The organism is Pseudomonas sp. S49, assembly GCF_009866785.1.
In the GTDB taxonomy this organism is placed as follows: domain Bacteria; phylum Pseudomonadota; class Gammaproteobacteria; order Pseudomonadales; family Pseudomonadaceae; genus Aquipseudomonas.
The window spans coordinates 4,240,654-4,252,120 of record NZ_CP019432.1; the positions used below are offsets into that span (position 1 = coordinate 4,240,654).

The following is an 11,467-nucleotide window of genomic DNA, read 5'->3' on the forward strand; positions in this document are numbered from 1 at the left end:
TAACGCGTAATACGCCGGTCAGTTGGCAACGGACCGGCGGATTTTTTCATGTATGATACGCGCCCCATTTCGTTGCCCGACTGTCCGAGAACACCCCATGCAGCTTTCTTCGCTCACTGCGGTTTCCCCTGTTGACGGCCGCTACGCCGGCAAAACCCAGGCCCTGCGCCCGATTTTCAGCGAGTACGGCCTGATCCGTGCCCGTGTTCTGGTTGAAGTGCGCTGGCTCCAGCGCCTGGCCGCCCACGCGGGCATCCCTGAAGTGCCAGCCTTCTCCGCCGAGGCCAACGCCGTTCTCAATGAACTGGCTGAAAACTTCTCGCTGGAGCACGCCGAGCGCGTCAAAGAGATCGAGCGCACCACCAACCACGACGTCAAAGCGATCGAATACCTGCTCAAAGAGCAGGCGGCCAAGCTGCCGGAGCTGGCCAAGGTCAGCGAGTTCATCCACTTTGCCTGCACCAGCGAAGACATCAACAACCTGTCCCACGCCCTGATGCTGCGCGAAGGCCGTGATGACGTGATGCTGCCGCTGATGCGCCAGACCGCCAACGCCATCCGCGAACTGGCCATCCGCTTTGCTGACGTGCCGATGCTGTCGCGCACTCACGGCCAACCAGCCTCCCCGACCACTCTGGGTAAAGAGCTGGCGAACGTGGTTTACCGTCTCGAGCGTCAGATCGCTCAAGTCGCTGCCGTGCCGCTGCTGGGCAAGATCAACGGCGCTGTCGGCAACTACAACGCGCACCTGTCGGCCTACCCGCAGATCGACTGGGAAGCCAACGCCCGCGCCTTCATCGAAGACGAACTGGGCCTGGGCTTCAACCCGTACACCACGCAGATCGAACCGCACGACTACATCGCCGAGCTGTTCGACGCAATTGCGCGCTTCAACACCATCCTGATCGACTTCGACCGTGACATCTGGGGCTACATCTCCCTGGGTTATTTCAAGCAGCGCACCATCGCTGGCGAAATCGGTTCGTCGACCATGCCGCACAAGGTCAACCCGATCGACTTCGAAAACTCCGAAGGCAACCTGGGCATCGCCAACGCATTGTTCCAGCACCTGGCGAGCAAACTGCCGATTTCCCGCTGGCAGCGCGACCTGACCGACTCCACCGTACTGCGCAACCTCGGTGTCGGCTTCGCCCACAGCGTGATCGCCTACGAAGCCAGCCTCAAAGGCATCAGCAAACTGGAGCTCAACGAGCAGAAGATTGCCGCTGACCTCGACGCTTGCTGGGAAGTATTGGCTGAGCCGATCCAGACCGTGATGCGCCGCTACAACATCGAAAACCCGTACGAGAAGCTGAAAGAACTGACCCGCGGCAAGGGCATCAGCCCTGAAGCGTTGCAGACTTTCATCGACGGCCTGGACATGCCAGCGCAAGCGAAAGCCGAGCTCAAGCAACTGACTCCGGCCAACTACATCGGCAACGCTGTAGCGCAAGCCAAACGCATCTGATCGACCGCTTGATCCGTTTGAGACGCCCGGCCGCGCCGGGCGTTTTTATTCCCGTCTGAAAAGTGCTTTTTTTCAATAGGTTACATATGAATCCCGATATTCCTCTTCAACTTCTGGGCGGCATCACGGCACGCGAGTTCCTGCGTGACTACTGGCAGAAAAAGCCATTGCTGATCCGCCAGGCGATTCCTGATTTCGAAAGCCCGATCGACGCCGACGAACTGGCCGGCCTGGCCCTGGAAGAAGAAGTCGAATCGCGCCTGGTGATCGAGCACGGCGAGCGCCCTTGGGAACTGCGTCGCGGCCCGTTCGCTGAAGACGAGTTCAGCAAATTGCCGGAAAAAGAGTGGACTCTGCTGGTACAAGCGGTTGACCAGTTCGTGCCGGAAGTCAGCGAACTGCTGGAAAACTTCCGCTTCCTGCCGAGCTGGCGCGTTGACGACGTGATGATCAGCTTCGCCGCCCCGGGTGGCAGCGTTGGTCCGCACTTCGACAACTACGACGTGTTCCTGCTGCAAGGCCACGGCAAGCGCAACTGGAAAATCGGTCAGATGTGCGATTCCGAGAGCCCGCTGCTGCAACACGCCGATCTGCGCATCCTCGCCGAATTCCACGAGACCGAAGAGTGGGTGCTGGAACCGGGCGACATGCTCTACCTGCCACCGCGCCTGGCTCACTGCGGCGTCGCGGTCGATAACTGCATGACCTACTCGGTCGGTTTCCGCGCACCAAGCGCTTCCGAAGTGCTGACTCACTTCACCGACTTCCTCAGCCAGTTCCTGACTGACGAAGAGCGCTACACCGACGCCGACGCACAGCCTGCAGCCGACCCGCATCAGATTCAGCACGATGCACTGGATCGCCTGAAAGCCCTGCTCGCCGAGCACATGAGCGACGAACGCCTGCTGCTGACCTGGTTCGGCCAGTACATGACCGAGCCACGCTATCCGGAACTGGTGGCCGGCCCGGAAGAAATCGAAGAAGAAGACTTCCTCGCCGCCCTGCAGGATGGCGCCATTCTGATCCGCAATCCGAGTGCGCGCCTGGCCTGGTCGGAAGTCGATGACGACCTGCTGCTGTTCGCCAGCGGCCAGAGCCGTTACCTGCCGGGCAAGCTGCGCGAACTGTTGAAGCTGATCTGCGCCGCTGACGCCCTGCACACTGACAACCTCGGTGAGTGGCTGAACGACGAAGACGCTTGCGGCCTGCTGTGCCAGTTGGTCAAGCAAGGGAGCCTGGGGTTCGCCGATGAATAAGATTCGCGTACGTGTCGCAGACTGGCAGAAGGACATCGCCGAGATCCGGCGCATTCGTGAAACGGTGTTCATCGCCGAACAATCGGTGCCACCTGAGCTGGAATGGGACGCGGATGACGCGACCGCCGTACATTTTCTGGCGTTTGAAGGCGACTTTCCGATTGGCACTGCGCGCTTGTTGCCTGATGGGCACATTGGCCGGGTTTCGGTGCTGAAAGACTGGCGCGGCATGAAAGTCGGTGATGCGCTGATGCAAGCGGTCATTGCTGAAGCTGAAGAACGCGGATTGAAGCAGCAAATGCTCAGCGCGCAGGTTCAGGCCACCGCGTTCTATGAGCGTTTGGGCTTCAGCCTGGTCAGCGAGGAATTCCTCGAAGCCGGGATTCCGCATGTCGACATGGTTCGCCATTCGGCCTGAGACCCGCCCTGATCGTTCCCACGCTCTGCGTGGGAATGCCTCTCGGGACGCTCCGCGTCCCTTGCGGCATGTGACGCAGAGCGTCACTGGCTGCATTCCCACGCAGAGCGTGGGAACGATCACGCCCCGACATCAACCGATGCCGGGGCGTTTTGCTGTCTACGATTCAACTTGCCCCACCCCAGGCCGACAAACTGGCAATATCAAGCCTTTCGAAAGCGGAGATAACGGACATGTCCCTACGCACCCTGCTCACCACCCTGCTGCTCGGTTGCAGTTTTTCGGTGATGGCAGCCACAGAAATCGTGCCTCTCAATTACCGCACCAGCACCGACATGCTGCCGATGGCGCAAGACTTCCTCGGCAAGGACGGTCAGGTCAGCGCCTACGGCAACCAGCTGATCATCAAGGCCGAGCCGGACAAGATTCAGGAACTCAAGGCGCTGATCACCCAACTGGACACTGCGCCCAAGCGCTTGCTGATCAGCGTCGACACCAATGAAAACAATGGCCGTGGCGACGAAGGCTATTCGGTCAACGGCGCTCAGCCGAATCAGACCCGTATCATCAGCCGCAGCACCACCAGCCGCGAAGGCGGCGTGCAGCAGGTTCAGGCCACCGATGGCATGCCAGCGCTGATTCAAGTCGGCCAAAGCGTGCCGCTCACCAATGTTCAGAGCGATTCCTACGGCGGTTACAACAGCCAGACGCAATACCGCAACGTCACCCAGGGTTTCTATGTCACCGCCAGCGTCACCGGCGATATCGTTCACCTGGCGATCAGTACCAACCGTGACCGCATGAGCCAGGAACGTCCCGATGTAGTGAACGTGCAAAGCACCGACACAACTGTCAGCGGGCGCCTCGGTGAATGGATCACCCTCGCCGGCGTCAATCGCCAGACTCAGGCCGACAAACAGGGCCTGACCCGCAGCTACTCGACTCAAGGCCGGGATGACATGACCTTGAGGGTGAAAGTCGACGCTCTGGACTAAAGCACCAAAAACTGACTGATTAGTCGTATTAGACGAAAGATGTAGTGCTTGAAAAAAAGCACTACAAAACGTTTGACGGGGTAAAAAAGCGAAGGCATGATGGCCTCGCTCCCGCTAATCAGAGGCCCTGGCAAGGGCCTTCGAAGCGATGTTCGCACCTACCCCGCGAACCGCTTCGTGTCTGTACCGCCCACAAGGTGTGTTTGACGAGGTTGCCGACTGGAACGAAGTTGTCCCGAGGGACGGAAGCGTAATTAGGTAACCCGGCTTCACACTGTAGACCGTATAAAGGCCCACGACGCCCGAATGCGCCCGCAGTCCGCCACTACCTGCTCACTTCCCCTCGAGCCCATCGTTCATCCCGTCGCCTACCCCGCCGAATCCGTCTTGACCACCTAAGCTTCTGGTCAGCGAGCGCAGGAATTTTCCACCGCAGAACAACTTTTCATAAAAGACGCGACGAGGTTTATCTCCATGGCACTGACACGCGAACAGCAAATTGCAGCCCTCGAAAAAGACTGGGCTGAAAACCCGCGCTGGAAAGGCGTGACACGCACTTACTCCGCTGCTGACGTCGTCCGTCTGCGTGGCTCGGTTCAACCTGAGCACACCTTTGCAAAAATGGGCGCCGACAAGCTGTGGAACCTGGTCACCCAGGGTGCCAAGCCGTCCTTCCGTCCTGAGAAAGATTTCGTCAACTGCATGGGCGCCCTGACCGGCGGCCAGGCTGTTCAGCAGGTCAAAGCCGGTATCCAGGCGATCTACCTGTCGGGCTGGCAAGTGGCTGCGGACAACAACTCCGCAGAATCCATGTACCCGGACCAGTCGCTGTACCCGGTGGACTCGGTGCCAACCGTGGTCAAGCGCATCAACAACTCGTTCCGTCGTGCTGACCAGATCCAGTGGAAAGCCGGCAAGAACCCGGGCGACGACGGCTACATCGACTACTTCGCGCCGATCGTGGCTGACGCTGAAGCCGGTTTCGGCGGCGTACTGAACGCCTATGAGCTGATGAAGAGCATGATCGAAGCAGGCGCCGCCGGCGTTCACTTCGAAGACCAACTGGCTTCCGTGAAAAAATGCGGTCACATGGGCGGCAAAGTACTGGTTCCTACTCAGGAAGCCGTACAGAAGCTGACCGCTGCGCGTCTGGCGGCTGACGTTGCCGGTACCCCGACCATCATTCTGGCCCGTACCGATGCTAACGCTGCTGACCTGCTGACCTCCGATTGCGACCCGTACGACCAGCCGTTCGTGACTGGCGAGCGCACTCAGGAAGGTTTCTACAAGGTTCGCGCCGGCCTCGATCAAGCCATCGCCCGTGGTCTGGCTTACGCGCCATACGCCGACCTGATCTGGTGCGAAACCGCCAAGCCGGATCTGGACGAGGCTCGTCGCTTCGCCGAAGCGATCAAAAAGGAATACCCGGACCAACTGCTGTCGTACAACTGCTCGCCTTCCTTCAACTGGAAGAAAAACCTGGACGACGCGACCATCGCCAAGTTCCAGCGCGAACTGTCCGCCATGGGTTACAAGCACCAGTTCATCACCCTGGCCGGCATTCACAACATGTGGCACAGCATGTTCAACCTGGCGCACGACTACGCCCGCAACGACATGACTGCCTACGTGAAGCTGCAGGAGCAGGAATTCGCTGACGCCGCCAAGGGTTACACCTTCGTGGCTCACCAGCAGGAAGTCGGCACCGGCTACTTCGACGACATGACCACTGTGATTCAAGGTGGCTCGTCGTCGGTCACCGCACTGACCGGTTCGACCGAAGAAGAACAGTTCCACTGATTCGGCTTCGCTGAGCAAACGGCCTTTGCGGATCGTATAGAAAGCTAACCGCAGAGCCGCAAAACTGACGCCCCGACTGGTTCGGGGCGTTTTTTTGCTCGAGATAATCTCCCAGACACCATCAATCCCCTGTGGGAGCGAGCCTGCTCGCGAATGCGTTGTGCCAGCTTGCACATGCGGCGACTGACCCACCGCATTCGCGAGCAGGCTCGCTCCCACAGGTTTTCTCTTCAGCCCGCGAGACAAAACATTGATCCAGCGCGGTACATCCGTCAGAAAAATCCGCTAAAACGGGCGCCGTCGCTACTTGCAGTAACGTGCAAGTAAGACAACTTCCCAACTGACATCCCGTTAAACAGTTACAAAACACCCGCAAACGATATTAATTATCATTTAGCCACAACTATGTTCGTTACATTCCCTACAAAACATTATTTGCATAAACCCGCCTAATGCCCGCAACGCATGGGCTGCAGGGCATTGGAGATGCGCTATGCCCTTATTCCAATAAATAATTTCGCTATAGGAATTTTACTTGCAGGGTGTTTAGCCATAAAATCAGCGCGATTGATTGCTGCGACATATCGTCACTGCCTATTTCTTTATCAAGCTCAGAGACCTTTGCTCTCTGTTAAGGATTACCAGCATGCCCGAAGCGACAGGACTCATGGCCCACAACTGGGGCTTTGCCATTTTCCTTCTGGGTGTCGTCGGCCTGTGTGCCTTCATGCTTGGCGTCTCCAGCCTCCTTGGGTCAAAAGCCTGGGGTCGCAGCAAAAACGAACCGTTCGAGTCCGGCATGCTACCTACCGGTGGCGCCCGCTTGCGGCTCTCAGCCAAATTCTATCTGGTCGCGATGCTCTTCGTGATCTTCGATATCGAAGCCCTCTTTCTCTTTGCATGGTCTGTGTCCGTCCGCGAAAGCGGCTGGACCGGATTCGTCGAAGCTCTCGTTTTCATAGCAATTCTGTTGGCAGGTCTTGTCTACCTGTTCCGAGTGGGCGCCCTTGACTGGGCTCCGGAAGCTCGTCGCAAGCGGCAGGCGAAGCTGAAACAATGAGGCTTTGGCAATGCAATACAATCTCACCAGGATCGACCCCGATGCTCCTAACGAGCAGTATCCGATTGGCGAACGGGAAACCGTTTCCGATCCGTTAGAAGATCAAGTCCACAAAAACATTTTCATGGGCAAGCTGGAAGACGTGCTGAGTGGCGCGGTCAACTGGGGACGTAAGAACTCCCTGTGGCCGTACAACTTCGGCCTGTCGTGCTGCTACGTGGAAATGACCACCGCCTTCACGGCGCCCCACGACATCGCGCGCTTTGGCGCCGAAGTGATCCGGGCATCGCCGCGTCAGGCCGACTTCATGGTTATCGCCGGGACCTGCTTCATCAAGATGGCGCCGATCATCCAGCGTCTCTACGAGCAGATGCTCGAGCCGAAGTGGGTTATCTCCATGGGTTCGTGCGCTAACTCCGGTGGCATGTACGACATCTACTCTGTGGTTCAAGGGGTGGACAAGTTCCTGCCCGTGGACGTCTACGTACCTGGCTGCCCTCCCCGTCCGGAAGCATTTCTGCAAGGCTTGATGCTGCTGCAGGAATCGATCGGCAAGGAGCGTCGTCCGCTTTCCTGGGTCGTTGGCGATCAAGGCGTTTATCGCGCCGACATGCCTTCGCAGAAGGAAGAGCGCCGCGAACAGCGAATCGCAGTCACCAACCTGCGCAGCCCTGACGAAGTCTGATCCAGATCTGTTCTGACAAAGAAACGAGAAGCTGGCTTCATTCTTTACGTTGACCGAAAGCGAAAAAATAACCATGACTACAGGCAGTGCTCTGTACATCCCGCCTTATAAGGCAGACGACCAGGATGTGGTCGTTGAATTGAACAACCGTTTTGGCGCCGAAGCGTTCACCGCTCAGTCGACCCGCACCGGCATGCCGGTACTCTGGGTCGCGCGCGCCAGGCTCGTTGAAGTCCTGACTTTCCTGCGCAACCTGCCCAAGCCGTACGTCATGCTCTATGACCTGCACGGCGTGGACGAGCGTCTGCGCACCAAGCGCCAAGGGCTGCCGAGCGACGCTGAGTTCACCGTGTTCTATCACCTCATGTCGCTGGAGCGTAATAGTGACGTGATGATCAAGGTCGCCTTGTCCGAGAGCGACCTCAGCTTGCCGACCGTCACCAGCATCTGGCCGAACGCCAACTGGTACGAGCGTGAAGTCTGGGACATGTTCGGTATCGATTTCAAAGGTCACCCGCACCTGTCGCGCATCATGATGCCGCCGACCTGGGAAGGTCACCCGCTGCGCAAGGACTTCCCGGCGCGCGCCACCGAATTCGATCCGTTCAGCCTGAACTTGGCCAAGCAACAGCTTGAGGAAGAAGCCGCGCGTTTCCGTCCTGAAGACTGGGGCATGAAGCGTTCCGGCCCGAACGAGGACTACATGTTCCTCAACCTCGGCCCGAACCACCCTTCGGCGCACGGTGCGTTCCGCATCATTCTGCAACTGGACGGCGAAGAAATCGTCGACTGCGTGCCGGACATCGGTTACCACCACCGTGGTGCCGAGAAGATGGCCGAGCGTCAGTCGTGGCACAGTTTCATCCCGTACACCGACCGTATCGACTACCTCGGCGGCGTGATGAACAACCTGCCGTACGTGCTCTCGGTCGAGAAGCTGGCCGGCATCAAGGTGCCTGAGAAGGTCGACGTCATCCGCATCATGATGGCCGAGTTCTTCCGGATCACCAGCCACCTGCTGTTCCTCGGGACTTACATCCAGGACGTCGGCGCCATGACTCCGGTGTTCTTCACCTTCACCGACCGCCAGAAGGCGTACACGGTGATTGAAGCCATCACCGGTTTCCGTCTGCACCCGGCCTGGTACCGCATCGGTGGTGTCGCCCACGACCTGCCACGCGGCTGGGAAAAACTGGTGAAAGACTTCGTTGAATGGCTGCCAAAACGCCTCGACGAATACACCAAGGCTGCCCTGCAGAACAGCATCCTCAAGGGTCGTACCATCGGCGTCGCCCAGTACAACACCAAAGAAGCCCTGGAATGGGGTGTCACCGGTGCTGGCCTGCGTTCGACCGGTTGCGATTTCGACCTGCGTAAAGCGCGTCCGTACTCCGGCTACGAGAACTTCGAGTTCGAAGTGCCGCTGGCCGCCAATGGCGATGCCTATGATCGCTGCATGGTTCGCGTCGAAGAAATGCGCCAGAGCATCAAGATCATCGACCAGTGCATGCGCAACATGCCGGAAGGCCCGTACAAGGCGGATCACCCGCTGACCACGCCGCCGCCGAAAGAGCGCACGCTGCAGCACATCGAAACCTTGATCACGCACTTCCTGCAAGTTTCGTGGGGCCCGGTGATGCCGGCCAACGAATCCTTCCAGATGATCGAAGCGACCAAGGGCATCAACAGTTATTACCTGACGAGCGACGGCGGCACCATGAGCTACCGTACCCGGATCCGCACTCCAAGCTTCCCGCATCTGCAACAGATCCCTTCGGTGATCAAAGGCAGCATGGTCGCGGACATGATTGCGTACCTGGGTAGTATCGATTTCGTTATGGCCGACGTGGACCGCTAAGCATGAACAGCACGCTTATCCAGACAGACCGTTTCACCCTCAGTGAAACCGAGCGCTCGGCCATCGAGCACGAGCTGCATCACTACGAAGATCCGCGCGCGGCGTCGATCGAAGCCCTGAAGATCGTTCAGAAGGAACGCGGCTGGGTGCCGGATGGCGCCTTGTACGCGATCGGCGAGATCCTCGGCATCCCGGCCAGCGACGTTGAAGGTGTGGCGACGTTCTATAGCCAGATTTTCCGTCAGCCGGTTGGCCGTCACATCATTCGCGTCTGCGACAGCATGGTCTGCTACATCGGCGGCCACGAGTCGGTGGTCAGCGAAATCCAGAACAATCTGGGCATCGGCCTGGGTCAGACCACCACCGACGGTCGTTTCACCCTGCTGCCGGTCTGCTGCCTCGGCAACTGCGACAAGGCACCGGCGCTGATGATCGACGACGACACCTTTGGTGATGTGCAGCCTGCTGGCGTCGCCAAACTGCTCGAGGGCTACGTATGACCCTGACATCTTTCGGTCCTGCCAACCGCATTCAGCGTTCGGCCGAGACTCACCCGCTGACCTGGCGTCTGCGTGACGACGGCGAAGCCGTGTGGCTCGACGAGTACCAGGCCAAGAACGGTTACGCCGCTGCGCGCAAAGCCTTCGCCGATATGGATCAGGACGCTATCGTCCAGACCGTGAAAGACGCAGGCTTGAAAGGGCGCGGCGGTGCAGGCTTCCCCACTGGCGTGAAGTGGGGCCTGATGCCCAAAGACGAATCCATCAACATCCGCTACCTGCTGTGCAACGCGGATGAAATGGAGCCGAACACCTGGAAAGACCGCATGCTGATGGAGCAACTGCCCCATCTGCTGATCGAAGGCATGCTGATCAGTGCTCGCGCGCTGAAAACCTACCGTGGCTACATCTTCCTGCGCGGCGAATACACCACCGCCGCCAAGCACCTCAACCGTGCCGTGGAAGAAGCCAAGGCAGCGGGCCTGCTGGGCAAGAACATTCTGGGCAGCGGCTTCGATTTCGAGCTGTTCGTCCACACAGGCGCCGGGCGTTACATCTGCGGTGAAGAAACCGCGCTGATCAACTCCCTCGAAGGCCGCCGCGCCAACCCGCGCTCCAAGCCGCCCTTCCCTGCCGCCGTCGGCGTGTGGGGCAAGCCGACTTGCGTGAACAACGTGGAAACCCTGTGCAACGTGCCGGCGATCATTGCCGACGGCGTGGACTGGTACAAATCGTTGGCCCGCGAAGGCAGCGAAGACATGGGCACCAAGCTCATGGGCTTCTCCGGCAAAGTGAAAAACCCGGGCCTGTGGGAACTGCCATTCGGCGTCACCGGTCGCGAGTTGTTCGAAGACTACGCCGGCGGTATGCGCGACGGCTTCAAGCTCAAGGCCTGGCAGCCAGGCGGCGCCGGTACCGGTTTCCTTCTGCCAGAACACCTCGACGCGCAAATGTATGCCGGCGGCATCGCCAAAGTGGGCACCCGTATGGGTACCGGCCTGGCCATGGCGGTGGATGACAGCGTCAACATGGTCTCCTTGCTGCGCAACATGGAGCAGTTCTTCGCTCGCGAGTCGTGCGGTTTCTGCACCCCGTGCCGCGATGGTTTGCCATGGAGCGTCAAGCTCTTGATGGCCATCGAACAAGGTCGCGGTCAGCCAGGCGACATCGAGACCCTGCTGGGTCTGGTCAACTTCCTCGGCCCGGGCAAGACCTTCTGTGCTCACGCACCGGGTGCCGTGGAACCGTTGGGCAGTGCCATCAAATACTTCCGTCCAGAGTTCGAAGCCGGTATCGCGCCAGTCAGCGCCGCCGTCCCGCCTCTGGCAAGGCCGATCGTAATCGGCGCGTAAACGCTTAACAGGTGAAGGGCCTGGGCCCTTCTCCTCCTGCGATGACGCCTTTCGAGGCTGGTTTGATTCGCACGG

At 59.2% G+C, this 11,467-nt stretch carries 10 protein-coding genes; all 10 read left to right on the forward strand.

Translation table 11 applies throughout. The features are described 5' to 3' along the window. Positions 1 to 97: 97 nt before the first annotated feature. Positions 98 to 1,468: an adenylosuccinate lyase gene (gene purB, locus PspS49_RS18650; protein WP_016987412.1), complete on the forward strand. Its 1,371-nt coding sequence runs from the start codon at positions 98 to 100 to the stop codon at positions 1,466 to 1,468. An 86-nt stretch (positions 1,469 to 1,554) separates the two neighbouring features. Then, a complete protein-coding gene (locus PspS49_RS18655) occupies positions 1,555 to 2,724 on the forward strand; it encodes a cupin domain-containing protein (protein WP_102899355.1) in 1,170 nt (389 codons plus the stop codon). Beyond that, complete coding sequence (locus tag PspS49_RS18660) at positions 2,717 to 3,142, forward strand: GNAT family N-acetyltransferase (protein ID WP_034155132.1); 426 nt, start codon at positions 2,717 to 2,719, stop codon at positions 3,140 to 3,142. The genes PspS49_RS18655 and PspS49_RS18660 overlap by 8 nt, the downstream gene beginning before the upstream one ends. A gap of 233 nt (positions 3,143 to 3,375) precedes the next feature. Then, positions 3,376 to 4,137, forward strand: a complete 762-nt coding sequence (locus PspS49_RS18665) for a secretin N-terminal domain-containing protein (protein ID WP_160040964.1) — start codon at positions 3,376 to 3,378, stop codon at positions 4,135 to 4,137. A 474-nt stretch (positions 4,138 to 4,611) separates the two neighbouring features. Then, entirely contained in the window at positions 4,612 to 5,937 is a 1,326-nt protein-coding gene (gene aceA / locus PspS49_RS18670; protein WP_007920195.1) for an isocitrate lyase, read from the forward strand. A 646-nt stretch (positions 5,938 to 6,583) separates the two neighbouring features. Further along, positions 6,584 to 6,997, forward strand: coding sequence for an NADH-quinone oxidoreductase subunit A (locus PspS49_RS18675; protein WP_003223812.1), 414 nt, complete (start codon positions 6,584 to 6,586; stop codon positions 6,995 to 6,997). A gap of 10 nt (positions 6,998 to 7,007) precedes the next feature. Next, positions 7,008 to 7,682 (forward strand): NADH-quinone oxidoreductase subunit B, encoded by a 675-nt coding sequence (locus tag PspS49_RS18680; RefSeq protein WP_007920192.1) that lies wholly within the window; start codon positions 7,008 to 7,010, stop codon positions 7,680 to 7,682. A gap of 73 nt (positions 7,683 to 7,755) precedes the next feature. Then, on the forward strand, positions 7,756 to 9,540 hold the full coding sequence (nuoC, locus tag PspS49_RS18685; protein WP_064117789.1) for an NADH-quinone oxidoreductase subunit C/D: 1,785 nt from the start codon (positions 7,756 to 7,758) through the stop codon (positions 9,538 to 9,540). A gap of 2 nt (positions 9,541 to 9,542) precedes the next feature. After that, a complete protein-coding gene (gene nuoE / locus PspS49_RS18690; protein WP_007920186.1) occupies positions 9,543 to 10,040 on the forward strand; it encodes an NADH-quinone oxidoreductase subunit NuoE in 498 nt (165 codons plus the stop codon). Next, on the forward strand, positions 10,037 to 11,392 hold the full coding sequence (gene nuoF, locus PspS49_RS18695; RefSeq protein WP_007920184.1) for an NADH-quinone oxidoreductase subunit NuoF: 1,356 nt from the start codon (positions 10,037 to 10,039) through the stop codon (positions 11,390 to 11,392). Before nuoE ends, nuoF begins: the two co-directional genes overlap by 4 nt. Positions 11,393 to 11,467 lie beyond the last annotated feature (75 nt).

Coding starts and splice junctions, on each gene's coding strand:
- purB (WP_016987412.1), top strand. CDS start 98: ATGCAGCTTTCTTCGCTCACTGCGGTTTCCCCTGTTGACGGCCGCTAC.
- PspS49_RS18655 (WP_102899355.1), top strand. CDS start 1,555: ATGAATCCCGATATTCCTCTTCAACTTCTGGGCGGCATCACGGCACGC.
- PspS49_RS18660 (WP_034155132.1), top strand. CDS start 2,717: ATGAATAAGATTCGCGTACGTGTCGCAGACTGGCAGAAGGACATCGCC.
- PspS49_RS18665 (WP_160040964.1), top strand. CDS start 3,376: ATGTCCCTACGCACCCTGCTCACCACCCTGCTGCTCGGTTGCAGTTTT.
- aceA (WP_007920195.1), top strand. CDS start 4,612: ATGGCACTGACACGCGAACAGCAAATTGCAGCCCTCGAAAAAGACTGG.
- PspS49_RS18675 (WP_003223812.1), top strand. CDS start 6,584: ATGCCCGAAGCGACAGGACTCATGGCCCACAACTGGGGCTTTGCCATT.
- PspS49_RS18680 (WP_007920192.1), top strand. CDS start 7,008: ATGCAATACAATCTCACCAGGATCGACCCCGATGCTCCTAACGAGCAG.
- nuoC (WP_064117789.1), top strand. CDS start 7,756: ATGACTACAGGCAGTGCTCTGTACATCCCGCCTTATAAGGCAGACGAC.
- nuoE (WP_007920186.1), top strand. CDS start 9,543: ATGAACAGCACGCTTATCCAGACAGACCGTTTCACCCTCAGTGAAACC.
- nuoF (WP_007920184.1), top strand. CDS start 10,037: ATGACCCTGACATCTTTCGGTCCTGCCAACCGCATTCAGCGTTCGGCC.